The sequence below is a fragment of the Streptomyces cyaneochromogenes genome, from assembly GCF_003963535.1.
Classification (GTDB): Bacteria; Actinomycetota; Actinomycetes; order Streptomycetales; family Streptomycetaceae; genus Streptomyces; species Streptomyces shaanxiensis.
In genome coordinates this window covers 9,177,735-9,191,956 of the sequence record NZ_CP034539.1, presented here as the reverse complement: position 1 = coordinate 9,191,956, position 14,222 = coordinate 9,177,735, and the positions used below count along the sequence as shown (strand labels likewise).

Genomic DNA, 14,222 nt, shown 5'->3' with positions numbered 1-14,222 from the left:
ACTTGAAGTAGGACGCTGTCACCACGGCCCGGTGAATGCAAGCCCAGGAGACGATCATGGACGCCACGCGAAGGACGAACGACGAACAGGCGGTCCGTTGGAACGGACCTGCCGCCCAGGCATGGGTCCAGACGCAGGCGCTGCTGGACAGGATGCTCAAGCCGTTCGAGGACCTGCTCCTCGAAGCGGTACCCGACGGCCACGGAGGCCGGGTGCTCGACGTCGGCTGCGGCACCGGCGGCACCACGCTGGCCGTCGCACGGAGATTGGGCCCGGGCGGTCACTGCGTCGGCGTCGACATCTCCGAACCGATGATCGCCGCCGCCCGGGAACGGGCCGAGCGGGAGGCCACACCGGCCTCCTTCGTCCGCGCCGACGCGGCGGACCACGCCTTCGGACCCGCCGGCTTCGACGCCGTGATCTCACGGTTCGGCGTCATGTTCTTCCACGACTCCGTCCGGGCCTTCGCCAATCTCCGGCGTGCCGCCGAGGACGGGGCCAGGCTGCGGTTCATCGTCTGGCGCGGCCCCGAGGAGAATCCGTTCATGACGACGGCCGAACGCGCCGCGGCACCGCTCCTGCCGAACCTTCCCGCCCGTCGGCCGGACGAGCCGGGACAGTTCGCCTTCGCGGACTCCGGCAAGGTGCACCGCATCCTGGCGGAGAGCGGCTGGGCAGGCATCGACATCCGGCCGGTGGACGTCGCCTGCACGCTGCCCGAGCGGGAACTGATCGGCTACTTCACCCGGCTCGGGCCGGTCGGTCAGGTGCTTCCCGAGGCGGACGAGCAGACCCGCGCGCAGGTCGTCGAGACGGTCCGCGCGGCCTTCGATCCGTTCGTGCAGGGCGCCGAAGTCCGCTTCACCGGGGCCTGTTGGCTGGTCGACGCCCGGGCGGGCGCCCCCGGCCCCGAGGCGAAACTTTCGTGATCTCGGCACCCCTTCCTGAGCGCGAGCGGACCCGCGCATAGTGGGGGAGCGGTACTACGTGATCGCCCACGGAAACGGTGACGCAACGAGATGACGCTGAAGAAAGCCCTGGTGGTCCGAGGCGGTTGGGAGGGGCATCGGCCGGTCGAGGCGACGGAGCTGTTCCTGCCCTTCCTGCGGGACAACGGCTACACCGTCCGCGTCGAGGAGTCGACCGACGTCTACGCCGACGCCGCCGAGATGGCTGCCACCGATCTCGTCGTGCAGTGCGTCACGATGTCGCAGATCAGCGCCGGGCAACTGGCGGGACTGAGCGCGGCGGTCGAGGCCGGGACCGGCTTCACCGGCTGGCACGGCGGAATCGCCGACTCCTTCCGCGCCTCCTCCGACTATCTCCACCTGGTGGGAGGACAGTTCGCGACCCACCCGGGCAAGGAGCCGTGCGAGCGCCGGGGCGGCCAGGAGGACAACTACCTGCCGTACGCCGTCACCCTCACGGAGCTCGGCCGCGAGCACCCCGTGACGGCGGGCCTCGAGGACTTCGATCTGCACACCGAGCAGTACTGGGTGCTCCACGACGACCTGATCGACGTCCTGGCCACCACCACGCATCCGGCCCGGCCGTGGCAGCCCTGGCACCGGCCGGTCACGTCGCCGGCGATCTGGACCCGCCGCTGGGGCGCCGGCCGGATCGTGGTGACGACACCGGGGCACAGCCTCGACGTGCTGGAGGACCCGAACGTCCGCATCGTCATCGAAAGGGGCATGCTGTGGGCGACCCGCACCGCGTCGGCGTCGTAGGGCTCGGGGTCATCTCCCGCGCGTACCTGGACACGCTCGCCGGTCATCCGGCCGTACGGATCACCGCGGTCGCCGACCTCGACGCCGCCCGGTCGGCCGCGGTCGCCGCCGAGCTCCCCGGTGTCGCGGCGCTGCCCGTCGAGGAGTTGCTGAGCAGCCCGCACGTGGACACGGTGCTGAACCTCACCGTCCCCGCGGCCCACGCGGAGATCGCCCTCGGCGCGATCGGCCACCGCAAGAACGTCTACGGGGAGAAGCCGCTGGCCGCCGACTTCGCCGAGGCCCAAGCCGTGGTGGAGGCCGCCGCCAAGGCCGGTGTCGGGGTCGGGTGCGCGCCGGACACCGTCCTGGGCACCGGGATCCAGACGGCGCGGGCGGCGGTGGCGGCGGGCCGGATCGGACGCCCCCAGTTCGCCACGGCCGTGATGGTCACGCCGGGACACGAACGCTGGCATCCGCATCCCGACTTCTACTACACCGCCGGGGGCGGCCCGTTGCTGGACATGGGGCCGTACTACCTCACCTCCCTGGTGCATCTGCTGGGCCCGGTGCGTGCGGTGATCGGGGCTGCCGGCCGGTTGCGGGACGAGCGCGTGATCGGTTCCGGCCCGCGTGCGGGCGAGCGGATCCCGGTCGAGGTGGACAGCCATGTCTGCGGCGTGCTGGAGCACGTGAGCGGAGCGCTGACGACGCTCACGACGAGCTTCGACGGCGTCGCCACCAACGCCGCGCCGCTCGAGGTCCACGGCGACGCGGGCACGCTGGCGGTGCCGGATCCGAACCACTTCGACGGCGAGGTACGGCTCTTCGAACTCGGCGGCACGCAGTGGCGCGCGCTGCCGCCGTCCGCGGGGTACGCCGACGCCGCCCGGGGTGTCGGTCTGCTCGACTTCGTCGCCGCGGACGGGCAGCGGGCACCCCGCCCGGACGGCGACCTCGCCCTGCACGTGCTGGAGACGATGAGCGCCCTGCTGCGCTCGGCGGCGCAGGGACGCCGCATCGAGCTGACGACGTCGGTCCAGCCGCCTCTGCCCGTTCCGCTGACGCCCGCCGAGGAGTGGCGGGGAACCACCGGCGCCCCGTCCGCAGCGCACTGAGCGGACGTCAGTCCACGGGCCAGGTGTGCGCGGGCGCGTTCAGGTGCATGTAGTCCATGTACGTCCTGGTCATCCGGCGCAGCGCCTCGTAGCGGTCGGCGATGCCGCCCTTCTCCAGGTGGTGGACCGTCTCGGCCTGCCACAGGGCGCCGTTGCGGGCGGTGACGCAGCGCTGCTCGATGATGCCGAGCATGGGTTCGCGCCAGCTCGTGTCCATACCGGCCAGCTCCAGGCCCCGATGGGCCAGGGGCAGCAGGCGTCGCAACACCAGTTCCGTGACCGGCACTTCACCGACGCCGGGCCAGTACAGGCGGGCGTCGATGCCGTCCTGAGCCGCGGTGTGGAGGTTCTCCTCGGCGACCGAGAAGGACATCCGCGTCCAGATCGGCCGGTCCTCGTCGACCAAGGCACGGGTGAGGCCGTAGTAGAAGGCGCCGTTGGCGATGATGTCGGCCACGGTGGGGCCGGCGGGCAGGACCCGGTTCTCGATGCGCAGGTGCGGGCCGCTGTCGGTGACGGCGTAGACGGGGCGGTTCCAGCGGTAGATCGTGCCGTTGTGAAGCGTCAGCTCGCCCAGCTCCGGAGCGCCGCCGCCGTCGAGCACCTGCTGCGGGTCCTCGTCGTCGCACAGCGGGAGCAGGGCCGGGTAGTAGCGCACGTTCTCCTCGAACAGGTCGAAGACGCTGGTGATCCACCGCTCCCCGAACCACACCCGGGGTCGTACGCCCTGGGCCTTGATCTCCTGCGGGCGGGTGTCGGTGGCCTGCTCGAACAGGGGGATACGGGTCTCGCGCCACAGCTCCTTGCCGAAGAGGAAGGGCGAGTTGGCCGCCAGGGCGATCTGGACGCCGGCGATGGCCTGGGCGGCGTTCCAGTAGCTCGCGAAGTCCTTCGGTGAGACCTGGAGGTGGAACTGCGTGCTGGTGCAGGCGGCCTCGGGGGTGATGGTGTCGGCGTACGTCGACAGGCGCTCGACGCCGTCCACCGTGATCCGCAGGTCCTCGCCGCGCGCCGCGAAGATCTGCTCGTTGAGCAGCCGGTAGCGCGGATCGCCGGACAGGGCGGTCTCGTCGACGTGCGTCTCCGCCAGCGTCGGCAGGATGCCCACCATGATGAGGTGTGCGCCCACGGCCGACGCGCGTTCCTCGGCGTGGTTGAGCGCTTCACGGATCGCCTGCTCCCAGGCGCCGGGGCCGCCGGTCGTCAGCTGGCGGGGCGGGATGTTGATCTCCAGGTTGAAGCGGCCCAGCTCGCTGGACCAGGCGGGGTCGGCGATCGCCTGGAGCACGTCGGTGTTGCGCATCGCGGGCAGCCCGTCGGCGTCCACCAGGTTGAGCTCGATCTCCAGCCCGACCCGGGGCAGCTCGCTCTCGAACGTCGACTCGCGCAGCATCTGCGCCAGCACGTCGAGGCAGGTGTGCATCTTCTCCCGGTACCTGCGGCGGTCCTCCCGCGTGAACACCAGGGCCGGCACATCACGTCCCATCGGGCCCTCCCGAGTTTCCCTCGGCGGATCCTCTCGTCCCAGGGTGGCACCTCTGACGGAGCCAGGACAGTCGGCTCCCCCTACCCTCCCGGAGCAGACTTTGTGCCGACGATAAACAAATCTGCGGCTACGTCTCGATCTGCCCTCCCCAGCCGCATCCCTGCGGTTAGACTCCGCGGTGCACGGTCGGCATGTGTGTCGACTGCGACGGGAACGGGTCCGACGTCCCATTCGGGCGCGGTCGCCGAGGCATTCGGCATCGCGTCAATCGCGACAACTTCACATGCGGCCTGTACGTCGGCAGGGCCTCAGTTGATCACTGAAGCAGTGGTGGTCGACCTGAGACACCTGCCATCGTCCTTCGCGGCTCGCGCTCGGTTCGGCCATCTCCGCTTGGAGGAGGAGCCGAGCATGGAGTTACAAGTCGTCCTGGCGATTTTGGGCGCGGCCAGCGTGGTGTCGGCGTTCATGTACGCCCTGAAGGGGCTCCTCGATCAGATCCCTGATCTCATCAGGTCGTGGCGTCGGGTGCTGGACGAATTGCGACGAGCCCACTCCGCGTCCTCGCCGGACGAACGCGGATCGTCCTCCGCAAGCCGTGATGACCTGTGAGTGGGCGCTGCTCTCCAGTGTGTGGGGTTCACCTCGACCACTGGAACGCCCGGGAATCCCGGACCGGGGGCGTCGGGCGATGCAGATACGCGCCCATGTGCTCGCCCCAGATCCGGCCCACCAAGGCGCTCCCCTACGGGAGGCCGGTGGGCCCCGGGCGGACAGCGGCTGAGTCCGACGCGCCCGCGGCGAAGGAGTGTGCCATGCCCGGCCAACGATCGATCAGCGAAGCCGAGAAGCCGGCCGAGGCCAAGCTCGGCGGCAGCCCGTTGCATCGGGAGCAGATGGCCGTCGTCGCCAGTATCTACCGCGCCGCCTCGACGGTCCGGCAGCATCTGGCGGGGCAACTGAGCGACGAGGAGTGCCGGAGCGTCGCGGAGGGGCTGCGCCGGGTTGTGCTCCAGGTCGAGGAGCAGGGCGAGGAACGCCGTCTCGCCCTGCTCGACGGGGCCGAGCCGGCACCTCGACGCAGTGGGCGCCGCCCGAAGGCGTGACGGGGCGCCCGACTGCTCGGCGGGAGGCGTGGGCCGCACTTGGAGCGCGCCCGTCCGCTTCAACTGGCACGGGCCCACCGAACGACGCCCACCTCCCCCAGCCGGGCGCACCTCCCACGCATCAAGCCCGCCTGCCTCAGAAGGGCGCGAACCCCACCGAACCACGCCCGTCCGCCCCAGCGAGGCATGCACGGACGGCGCTGAACCACGCCTCCCAACTCACGCGCGCCGGCGTGCGGCCCTCACCAGAGTGTCGAAGAGGCCCTGTTGTGCCGGGTCCTGGTGTGCGGTGCCCTCGGGGTGCCAGTGCACGGCCGTGAACCACCCCTTCGCGCAGGAGACCGAGAAGCTCAGCACGCCGGCCGGCGGCGCGGGCAGCAGGCCGGACGGGTCGTCGCCGTCGGCGCCGGGTGTGCGGAACCAGTAGCGGGTGACGATGCCGAAGCTGCCGCCGCCACCTCCGGTGTGCGCCCACCACAAGTCCCGGTGGGGGTCGGCGGGTTCGCGGGTGGCGACCACACTGCGCGCCCTGGTTCTCGAAGCCGTCGGCGCCGCTGCGGACCGTGATCCGTCAGCCGCTGTCCACCGCCTGCTGCACGGCCCGTACGACGTCCGCGGTCGTGCCGGTCACCAGACGTGCTGCGGCCTGCCCACGAACCGGCGGTTGTAGCCCCGGGTCGCCGGCGACCGGAACCGCGGATCGGCGGGCCCGACCATGGCCGCTCCGGGAGGCGGAGGGCAGGCCGCCCCGTCCTCGGCCGCCGCGACCGGTGCGCCCAGCCCGGGCGCCACGACCCCCGCCGTCGTGGCGACCAGCCCGCCGCGCAGTACGTTCCTCCTGCTGGAATCTAGGTGGCGAAGGCGCCGAGGACAGTCGTCCCAACCCCCCGGTCATGGTGGTGCCGGCACCCCTGTCGACCGTCCGCGGATAATCGCGTGCACGGCGGCACGGCCCGGAGTACGGTCCCGGCGTGATCGATGACGATGGCTACTTCGGAGAGAACGTCGCTGCCGACTACGACGAGTCGGAGGCGAGCGAGTTCCGCCCCGACGTGGTGGACCGGACGGTCGACCTGCTGGCCGAACTGGCCGGCGACGGCCCGGCACTCGAACTCGGCATCGGCACCGGCCGCATCGCGCTGCCGCTGGCCGCCCGCGGTGTCCCGGTGCACGGCATCGACCTGTCCCGCGCCATGGTGGACCGCCTGCGCGCCAAACCCGGCGGCGACGCGATCGACGTGACGATCGGGGACTTCGCGACAGCGCGCGTGGAGAAGAGTTTCTCCGTCGCGTACCTGGTCTTCAACACGATCATGAATCTGACGACCCAGGACGCGCAGGTCGACTGCTTCAGCAACGTCGCCGCGCACCTGGCGCCGGGCGGCCGCTTCGTCGTCGAGGTCATGGTCCCGCAGCTGCGGAGGCTCCCGGCCGGGCAGCAGGCCGTACCGTTCCACATCAGCGACACACGCTGGGCGTTCGACACCTACGACCCCGCCACGCAGGCGATGAGTTCGAACTACGTGACCATCGTCGACGGCCGCGCGGAGCACTCGTCCATCCCGTTCCGGTACGTCTGGCCGGCCGAGCTGGACCTGATGGCGCGCCTCGCCGGTCTCCGGCTGCGCGACCGGTGGGAGGACTGGACGCGCGAGCCGTTCACGGGCGAGAGCGGCAAGCACGTGTCGGTGTGGGAGAAGCCGGCCGACTGACCGCTCCCGCACGGCCGGACACAACCGGTTGCCATGGCTCTGACATGGCTGAGGGAGACCGTGTGCCCCGTCCCGACCCCGCCGACGAACGCCTGGCCGGCCTCCGCCGACGACTGAACGGCCTTGCGTACGGCGGCGACTACGACGCCGAGCAGTGGCCGCCGGCCGTCTGGCGGGAGGGCGTCCGGCTGATGCGCGAGGCCGGGGTGAACCCGGTGACCGTCGGCGTGTTCTCCTGGGGTCTGCTCGAACCGCGGCCCGGTGTCCACGAGTTCGGGTGGCTGGACGAGGTGATGGACCTGCCGGCCGAGGCGGGCGTGGGCGTCGACCTGGCCACACCCACCGCCGCGCCGCCGTCCTGGCTCGCCCACGAGCACCCGCGGACGCTGCCCGTGGACGCCGAGGGCCGTAACTTCGCCTTCGGCGCCCGCCTGCACTACTGCGCTACGCCGGCCATCCTGCGCTCGCCATGTGGCACGTCGGCAACGAGTACACCGGCTTCGGCTGCCACTGCCCGGTCTCCGTCGCGCACTTCGGCCGCTGGCTCACGGAGCGGTATGGCACCGTGGAGGCGTTGAACGACGCCTGGGGACGGCCTTCTGAGGGCAGCGCCACGACTCCTTCGACCACGTGGGCACGCCTGCCGCGCGCAGCCGTCTCATCTCGGGCGTCGCCTCCCTCGACATGCGCGGCGGCCGGCCGTGGCTGATGCTGGAGTCGGCCACCGGCAACAACCTCACCGGCGGCCGCAACTCGCCCCGCCCCGAAGGGCCGCACGCCCGGCTGCACGGTGCATAGCGATCCGGCACTGGGACGGCTACTGGTTCGGCACCGACCGGCCGTGGGGCGACGTCTTCCCGCACTACTGGGGCGCCCTGACCGCGACCACCCTTCTGTGGATGCGGGCACAGGAACGAGCCGAGTAGCCGCCCGCTCCCGCACGTACGCCACCTGTTCCCTTACGTACGTCGCCTATCCCCGTACGCACGCCGCCCAGTCCACGATCTGCACCGCCGCGCCCGCCGCCTCCATGCCCCGGCAGTGGGCGTGGTGCCGGCGTGCGATGCCGTCCAGGTCGAGGTGGGAGCCGACGGCGGGGTGCGCCGCGAGGCGCTTGGCGTAGGCCCACAGGTGCGGGTGGCCGGTGATGCGGTGCACCGCTGCGGCGTCCAGGTGGTGGCGGTGCACGGTGTCCAGTTGCACCAGCGTCACCCACAACTCGACGTCGGCGAGGGTCGGTTCATCGCCCAGCACATACTCCTGGCAGGCCAGCCGCCGCTCCAGCCCGTCCAGGGCGTCCAGCAGTGTGGCGAGCGCGCTGTCGCGCACCGCCGGGTCGACGTCCGGCTCTCCGGCGCACTGCGCCGACGCGGTGATGCCCTGCTCGCAGAGGCGGCCGATGCCCTCGACGGCCTCCTCGGCGCCGCGCGGGAAGAGATCCGGGCCGTCGCCGCGGAACCGCCGGGCCAGGTCCCGCAGGATGTCGGGGGCGTGCGTGCTCACGATCGTGCCGGTCCAGGCGTCGCTGAGCACCGGCGCCACCGCCGGTCCCGGGTGCTGGTGCGAACTGGCCTCGTACAGCGGGCGCAGCGCCTCGTGCCCGCCGTCAGGGGCGTCGGGCACCACGGGGAGCAGCGTCACCGGGAGGGTGTCGTCGAGGCCGAGCAGGCTGTGGGTGACGGCGATGCGCAGACAGCGCGGACACGACAGGGCCAGGTGGAGCCGGTAGCGGCGGGGCGCCGCGTAGTAACCGCTGCGCGCGTCACAGCCGATCCTGCTCCGGAAGGACGGCACGGCTGTCGGGGATGGGGCGGACATACGTCTCCCTGGGTACTCGGTCACGGGCATACGACGGCGATGGCGCGCGGCGGCTTCGGCGCGGCCGGAATGCGATACGTGAGGTGAGGTTCAGGGGCGGGCTGTCGCGCCGCCCGCACCGTGCGGGGAATGCGCCGCACTGCACACACGCTCGAGGTCGATGTGGCGACGGGACGTCAGCAGGGGCAGGAGGGGCAGCGGCCGGACGGCGACACGGACCGTGTCACTGCCGAGGTCCAGCGCGGAGCGGCCCATATTTCCCTACCAATTCACTAGGATTCCCGTACTGGAGTGTCGGGCCGGATCCGAGCCGCGTCAAGAGGGCCGCCGAGCATTGAGACGCCGGGCGGGGTCAGGGGTTCGTCCACGCCTCGGGGTCGTCCGCGAGGCTCAGGACGTCGTCGGGCAGTTTGGCCGCGGCCACATGGGCCAGCGTGACCTCGCCGAGGATCTTGCGGACGTTGGCGCGCACCGCGATCCACAGCGGCAGCAGGGACTCCGCGGGACCGACGTAGGAGAGGTCGGGCGGGCGTACACCGCGCACCGAGACCAGGGGGCCGTCCGCCACACGGATCACGTCCGCGATGGGGATCGAGTCCGCCGGGCGGGCGAGCCGGTAGCCGCCCTTGCCGCCCCGCTGGCTGATCACGAGGCCGCCCCGGCGCAGATCGCCGAGGATGCCCTCGAGGAACTTGTGCGGGATGCCCTGCGCCTCGGCGATCGCCTCGGCCTTGAGCGAGGTGTCCTCCCCCGCGGCGGCCAGCTCCAACGCCGCCCGCACCGCATAGTCCGCCCTCGCCGAGATCCGCATAGCGAGATTATCCATCACTGCCGTGCCGGCCCTCACCCGCCGGGCCTCGCTCAGGCGGGAAGGGTGAAGGGAGGGTGCGCGCCGTTGAGGAAGTAGTCCCCGACCTCGCGCAGCCGATGGGCGAGCGGCTCACGCAGGGTGTGCGTGCGGGTGTCGCGCCAGAAGCGGTCCAGGCCGTGCCGGGCGAACGCGGCGTGCGCCCCGACGGCGTCCAGGGCCCGGGCGGTGATCTCCTGCGCGGCCCGGGCGGCGGCGGCCTCGGCCGCGCTCGCGAGGACCGCTATCTCCGCGCACTCCTCGTCGTCGAGGTCCTCGCCGCGCGCGAGGCCGTGCGTCAGGGCGGTCACCGCCTGGTCGGCGAGGGCGGACGCGGCACGTGCGGAGACGGCCAGTTCGCCGTACGCGGTCAGCACATACGGGTCCTGGGGCGGGCCTCCCGTCCAGGGGTGGGGCGAGAAGGGCTGCCACGGGCTGTGCACCGCGCGTCCGTGCTCGCGGACTTCGCCGAGCAGGCCCTCGGCGACGCCGAGACAGAACTGGGCGGAGACCAGCCGGGAGGTGGGCACGGCGAGGCCGGCGAAGGGCGACAGGGCGCCGTCGTCCGGGGAGAGGGAGCCGAGTACGTCGTCGGCCGTGACCGGCACGGAGTCGAACCCGATACTTCCGGCGGCCGCCAGCCGTTGCCCGAAGGTGTCGCCGCCGCTGCTGCTCATGAGGCCCGGGTGGGCGGGGTCGACGAGGACGGCGAGGGGCTCACCGGTGCCGGGCGCGGCGGCACGGACCAGCAGCCGGTCGGCGACCCCGACCCCGGAGCCGTACCGCTGATGGCCGTCCAGCAGATAGCCGTCCGTCGTCGGGGTCAGCATGAGCGGCGGTTCGTGCGAGGCGATACCGCCGCCCCAGTACCACTGCCCCGCCACGGACGCCCGCTCGACACGGGCGGCACGGTCGGGGCCCGTGAAGAACCGGGCGCAGTAGGAGAGGAAGTAGTGGCTGCCCAGCAGATGAGCCACCGCGCCGTCGGCCGCGGCGACGGTCCGGACGACCGTGTAGGCAGTACGCCAGTCCGCTCCCCCGCCACCGTGTGCGGCGGGTACGAGCAGCGTCAGGAGGCCCGATTCACGCAGCCGCGCGACCTCGTCGAGCGGAGGCTTGCCGGCCTGCTCGCGTTCGACCGCGTCCGTGGCCAGATCGTCCGCGAGTTCGCGGGCGATGTGCGGCCAGTCGGAGCGCCCGGTCACCGCTGCGACCGTCTTGTCGGCCGGTGGTGCAGTTGTCATGGCGGACTTCCTTCAAGGCAGAAGACAACGCGGTCCCGGTCTGCCCGGCCGACCCGGTCAGCGTCATCCTCACTCGCTCCACCGACGGGGGTCAACACTTCCCTAGTAAATCGATAGGAAATCTAGGGAATGCGCGGCACCTTGGCTGATTCCCGCTCCACGAAAGGGACCTGAGCCACGGTCCGTGCGGCCGTCGCATCGTGGAAGGGGTGCGTCCACAGCCCCTGCGCCTCCAGCCGCGGCAGCACGCCCTCGCCGAACCAGTACGCCTCCTCCAGGTGCGGATAGCCGGAGAGCACGAACTCGTCGATGCCCAGCCGGTGGTACTCCGCGATCCGCTCGACGACCTCGTCGTGGCTGCCGACCAGCGCCGTGCCCGCGCCGCCTCGCACCAGCCCGATGCCCGCCCACAGGTTCGGGTAGACCTCCAGGTCGTCGGAGCTGCCGCCGTGCAGCGCGAGCATCCGCTGCTGCCCCTCGGACTCGCTGCGGGCCAGTCCGGCCTGTACGGCCCGTACCGTCTCCGTGTCGAAGCCGGCCAACAGCCGCCGGGCCTCCGCCCACGCCTGCTCGGCGGTGTCCCGGGTGATGACGTGCAGCCGGATCCCGAAGCGGACGCTGCGGCCCTCCTTCTCGGCCAGCCCCCGGATCCAGGCGATTTTCCGGGCGACGTCGGCCGGCGGTTCGCCCCAGGTGAGGTAGACGTCGACATGGCGTGCGGCGACCTGTCCGGCGATGGGCGAGGATCCGCCGAAGTACACCTCGGGAACCGGGTCGGGCACCCGGGCCAGCTTCGCGTCCTCGACCTGGAGGTGCTCGCCGACCAGGTCGACGGTCCTGCCTTCCCACAGCCCCCGGACGATCTGGAGGAATTCACCGGTACGGCGGTAACGGTCGTCCTTGTCGAGGAAGTCGCCGTAGGCGCGCTGCTCGTGGCTCTCCCCTCCCGTGACCACGTTCAGCAGCAGCCGTCCGCCGGACTGCCGCTGGAAGGTGGACGCCATCTGCGCGGCGAGGGTCGGCGAGACGAAGCCGGGCCGGAAGGCGACCAGGAACTTCAGCCGCTCGGTGTGCTGACTGACCATGGCGGTCGTGAGCCATGCGTCCTCGCACCAGGCACCCGTGGGCGTGAGCGCGCCGACGAAGCCCAGGTCCTCGGCGGCACGGGCGATCTGGCTCAGATAGGCGACCGTCGGCGGCCGGTCCCGACCGGACACCGTGGCGGGGGTGCCGTGGCCGCCGCCGACGACGTGGCGGCTGTCGCCGTTGGTGGGCAGGAACCAGTGGAAGGTGAGGGGCATGGGGGGTCTCCGATCGCGGTCGTTCATATCGGGGCGTTCGTAGCGAGTTCGTTCGTCACAGCAGGCCGTGTCGGGGCGGCTTGACGCCGCGCAGCACGTAGCGGCCGATGTGCTGGACCTTCCAGCGGGCCGGGTCGTGCCATCGAAAGGGGCGGCGCGAAGCGCCTCATTGAGGGGCGGCGGTCGGGCGACGGGTGGGCGGGTGCGGGCGTCGCGCCAATGGCGGTGCAAGCCCAGGGAGTCGAGCGCCGACCGGGTGCCGGCGACCTCGAACAGCGCGCTGCCGATCTCCACGGCCGCCTGAGCCGCCGTCACCTTGGCGGCGGCCACGGCGATGGAGGCCTCGGCCGCGGAGTCGTCCGTCAGGTCGGCACGGGCGGCGTCCACGGCACGGGCCGCGGTGACGAGCAGCGCGTCGGCGGCGCGTACCCGGATCGCCAGTTCTCCGAAGCGCTGGACCAGCAGGGGGTCCTCGGCGGCGGTCGCGTGGCCTTCGCCGACGCTCTCGAACCAGGGGCGGCTCTTCGTGCGGACGAACTCCACGGCCTCGGCCAGCGCCGCGGAGGCGATCCCCGCGTCGATGGCGGCGTGCAGCAACTGGGCCACGGCGCCATGGAGTTGGGGCCCCTCAAAGGTGAGGTGGTGCGCCACCACCCGGTCGGCGGGCACGGGCACCGCCTCCAGGCGGACGGTTCCGCTGGCTGTGGTGCGCTGCCCCATGCCGTCCCAGTCGTCCACGACGGTGACGCCGGGCGCGTCGCGCGGAACGTACGCCACGTGCAGGTTGTCGTGGCGGCGCGGGCGAGGACGGGGATCCAGTCGGCGAACAGAGCACCGGTGGAGTAGTGCTTGACGCCGTCGAGGTCGTACGACCCGTCAGGGCGCCGCGCGAGCCGCGTACGGATGTCCTGTACGTGGCTGGTGCCCGCCTCGGACTGGGCGTTGCCGAACCGTTTCCCCGCCAGCACCTCGCCGAAGAAGAACTCCTGCTGCTCCCCCGTGCCCTGCCGACGCAGCACGTTGACGTAGACGAAGTGGCTCTGCGGTATCTGCGCGATGCTGGCGTCGGCCGACGCGAGCACCCGGAAGATCTCGGCGAGAGTCTCCGTACGCACGTCCGCGCCGCCGAACTGCGCCGGCACCGTCACCCCGAGCAGCCCGGAGGCGGAAAGCCGCTGGAGTTCCGCGTGCGGGAGCCGGCGCCGCGCGTCCCGCTCGGCGGCGTCCTTGCGGAAGTCCGCGGCCAGTTCGGCGGCGACGGCGAGAGCCTCGGCGTCGTCGGCGATCACCGTGGCGGCGCTCATCCGGTGGCCGCCAGCAGGGTCGGGCGGCCGCCGAGGGCGAGCGAGAACTGGTCGGTGACGTGGGCGAGCGCCTCGGCGGCGCCCGGTGCGACGGTCAGGGTGCCGTTCTCGCCCACGTTGATGTCCTTGTCGAGGGTGAACCAGCCCGGCGTGATGTGGGCGGGGCCCATGGAGTTCAGCACCGGGCGCAGGGCGTAGTCGATGGCCAGGACGTGGGCGGTGGTGCCGCCCGTGGCCAGCGGGAGGACGGTCTTGCCCGCCAGCGCGTACTGCGGGAGCAGGTCGAGCAGCGCCTTCAGCAGGCCGGAGTAGGCGGCCTTGTAGACCGGCGTGCCGATCACGACCCCGTCGGCGCGCTCGAACAGGGCGGTGGCCTCGACGATCGCCGGGTGGCCGAAGTCGGCGTACAGCAGGGCCTCGGGCGGGAGCGCGCGGACGTCGAACGGGATCACCTCGTGCCCCTGGGCCGCGAGCCGGTCGTCGAGGTGGCGCAGCAGCCGGGCGGTGCGGGAGGTGGCGGAGGGGCTTCCGGAGACGGACAGGACGGTGGCCATGCGAGGACCTCTCAAGAGCGTGT

The 14,222-nt window shown here is 72.0% G+C and carries 14 protein-coding genes and 3 pseudogenes; 8 read left to right on the top strand and 9 right to left on the bottom strand.

The annotated features are described in order from the left end of the window. Positions 1-56: 56 nt before the first annotated feature. The 3 genes from EJ357_RS41545 to EJ357_RS41535 all read left to right on the top strand — a co-directional run bounded on the left by EJ357_RS41545 (position 57) and on the right by EJ357_RS41535 (position 2,827). Complete coding sequence (locus tag EJ357_RS41545) at positions 57-929, top strand: class I SAM-dependent methyltransferase (protein WP_126397105.1); 873 nt, start codon at positions 57-59, stop codon at positions 927-929. Between the two features lie 90 nt (positions 930-1,019). Beyond that, positions 1,020-1,730, top strand: a complete 711-nt coding sequence (locus EJ357_RS41540; protein WP_126397104.1) for a ThuA domain-containing protein — start codon at positions 1,020-1,022, stop codon at positions 1,728-1,730. Beyond that, positions 1,700-2,827, top strand: a complete 1,128-nt coding sequence (locus EJ357_RS41535) for a Gfo/Idh/MocA family protein (protein ID WP_126397102.1) — start codon at positions 1,700-1,702, stop codon at positions 2,825-2,827. The genes EJ357_RS41540 and EJ357_RS41535 overlap by 31 nt, the downstream gene beginning before the upstream one ends. A 7-nt stretch (positions 2,828-2,834) precedes the next feature. Here EJ357_RS41535 and EJ357_RS41530 read toward each other — a convergent pair whose 3' ends face one another. After that, positions 2,835-4,313 carry a glutamate--cysteine ligase family protein gene (locus tag EJ357_RS41530; RefSeq protein ID WP_126397100.1) on the bottom strand — a complete coding sequence of 493 codons (1,479 nt, stop codon included), beginning with the start codon at positions 4,311-4,313 and terminating at the stop codon, positions 2,835-2,837. Between the two features lie 411 nt (positions 4,314-4,724). On the opposite strand from EJ357_RS41530, the gene EJ357_RS41525 reads away from it, so the two are divergent. Next, on the top strand, positions 4,725-4,925 hold the full coding sequence (locus EJ357_RS41525; RefSeq protein ID WP_126397098.1) for a hypothetical protein: 201 nt from the start codon (positions 4,725-4,727) through the stop codon (positions 4,923-4,925). Positions 4,926-5,128: 203 nt separating this feature from the next. Beyond that, positions 5,129-5,419, top strand: coding sequence for a hypothetical protein (locus EJ357_RS41520; protein ID WP_126397096.1), 291 nt, complete (start codon positions 5,129-5,131; stop codon positions 5,417-5,419). A gap of 345 nt (positions 5,420-5,764) precedes the next feature. Here the strand turns inward: EJ357_RS41520 and EJ357_RS48670 are convergent. After that, positions 5,765-5,950 (bottom strand): annotated as a pseudogene (locus tag EJ357_RS48670) (FAD-linked oxidase); the annotation flags it as partial. 440 nt (positions 5,951-6,390) lie between these two features. Here EJ357_RS48670 and EJ357_RS41510 point away from each other — a divergent pair. The 3 genes and pseudogenes from EJ357_RS41510 to EJ357_RS50880 all read left to right on the top strand — a co-directional run bounded on the left by EJ357_RS41510 (position 6,391) and on the right by EJ357_RS50880 (position 8,057). After that, entirely contained in the window at positions 6,391-7,131 is a 741-nt protein-coding gene (locus tag EJ357_RS41510) for a class I SAM-dependent DNA methyltransferase (protein WP_126397091.1), read from the top strand. 44 nt (positions 7,132-7,175) lie between these two features. After that, a pseudogene (locus EJ357_RS41505) lies at positions 7,176-7,840 on the top strand (beta-galactosidase). Then, positions 7,833-8,057, top strand: a complete 225-nt coding sequence (locus EJ357_RS50880) for a hypothetical protein (RefSeq protein WP_126397089.1) — start codon at positions 7,833-7,835, stop codon at positions 8,055-8,057. The pseudogene EJ357_RS41505 and the gene EJ357_RS50880 overlap by 8 nt, the downstream one beginning before the upstream one ends. Before the next feature lie 46 nt (positions 8,058-8,103). Here the strand turns inward: EJ357_RS50880 and EJ357_RS41495 are convergent, their stop codons facing one another. The 7 genes and pseudogenes from EJ357_RS41495 to ssuE form a co-directional block, all read right to left on the bottom strand. Beyond that, positions 8,104-8,949, bottom strand: a complete 846-nt coding sequence (locus EJ357_RS41495) for a glutathione S-transferase C-terminal domain-containing protein (protein WP_126397087.1) — start codon at positions 8,947-8,949, stop codon at positions 8,104-8,106. A gap of 90 nt (positions 8,950-9,039) precedes the next feature. Further along, entirely contained in the window at positions 9,040-9,204 is a 165-nt protein-coding gene (locus EJ357_RS48660; RefSeq protein WP_175647226.1) for a hypothetical protein, read from the bottom strand. A gap of 97 nt (positions 9,205-9,301) precedes the next feature. Then, positions 9,302-9,760 carry an RrF2 family transcriptional regulator gene (locus EJ357_RS41490; protein WP_126397085.1) on the bottom strand — a complete coding sequence of 153 codons (459 nt, stop codon included), beginning with the start codon at positions 9,758-9,760 and terminating at the stop codon, positions 9,302-9,304. Between the two features lie 50 nt (positions 9,761-9,810). Next, entirely contained in the window at positions 9,811-11,040 is a 1,230-nt protein-coding gene (locus EJ357_RS41485) for an acyl-CoA dehydrogenase family protein (protein WP_126397083.1), read from the bottom strand. 122 nt (positions 11,041-11,162) lie between these two features. After that, positions 11,163-12,341, bottom strand: coding sequence for an LLM class flavin-dependent oxidoreductase (locus EJ357_RS41480; RefSeq protein ID WP_126397081.1), 1,179 nt, complete (start codon positions 12,339-12,341; stop codon positions 11,163-11,165). Between the two features lie 55 nt (positions 12,342-12,396). After that, positions 12,397-13,645, bottom strand: a pseudogene (locus EJ357_RS41475) (SfnB family sulfur acquisition oxidoreductase). Continuing rightward, positions 13,642-14,199 carry an NADPH-dependent FMN reductase gene (gene ssuE / locus EJ357_RS41470; RefSeq protein ID WP_126397078.1) on the bottom strand — a complete coding sequence of 186 codons (558 nt, stop codon included), beginning with the start codon at positions 14,197-14,199 and terminating at the stop codon, positions 13,642-13,644. The pseudogene EJ357_RS41475 and the gene ssuE overlap by 4 nt, the downstream one beginning before the upstream one ends. Positions 14,200-14,222: the final 23 nt, after the last annotated feature.

Excerpts from the sequence above, each read along its gene's own strand:
- EJ357_RS41545 (WP_126397105.1), top strand. The coding sequence starts at position 57 with ATGGACGCCACGCGAAGGACGAACGACGAACAGGCGGTCCGTTGGAAC.
- EJ357_RS41540 (WP_126397104.1), top strand. The coding sequence starts at position 1,020 with ATGACGCTGAAGAAAGCCCTGGTGGTCCGAGGCGGTTGGGAGGGGCAT.
- EJ357_RS41530 (WP_126397100.1), bottom strand. The coding sequence starts at position 4,313 with ATGGGACGTGATGTGCCGGCCCTGGTGTTCACGCGGGAGGACCGCCGC.
- EJ357_RS41525 (WP_126397098.1), top strand. The coding sequence starts at position 4,725 with ATGGAGTTACAAGTCGTCCTGGCGATTTTGGGCGCGGCCAGCGTGGTG.
- EJ357_RS41520 (WP_126397096.1), top strand. The coding sequence starts at position 5,129 with ATGCCCGGCCAACGATCGATCAGCGAAGCCGAGAAGCCGGCCGAGGCC.
- EJ357_RS41495 (WP_126397087.1), bottom strand. The coding sequence starts at position 8,949 with ATGTCCGCCCCATCCCCGACAGCCGTGCCGTCCTTCCGGAGCAGGATC.
- EJ357_RS48660 (WP_175647226.1), bottom strand. The coding sequence starts at position 9,204 with ATGGGCCGCTCCGCGCTGGACCTCGGCAGTGACACGGTCCGTGTCGCC.
- EJ357_RS41490 (WP_126397085.1), bottom strand. The coding sequence starts at position 9,760 with ATGCGGATCTCGGCGAGGGCGGACTATGCGGTGCGGGCGGCGTTGGAG.
- EJ357_RS41485 (WP_126397083.1), bottom strand. The coding sequence starts at position 11,040 with ATGACAACTGCACCACCGGCCGACAAGACGGTCGCAGCGGTGACCGGG.
- EJ357_RS41480 (WP_126397081.1), bottom strand. The coding sequence starts at position 12,341 with ATGCCCCTCACCTTCCACTGGTTCCTGCCCACCAACGGCGACAGCCGC.
- ssuE (WP_126397078.1), bottom strand. The coding sequence starts at position 14,199 with ATGGCCACCGTCCTGTCCGTCTCCGGAAGCCCCTCCGCCACCTCCCGC.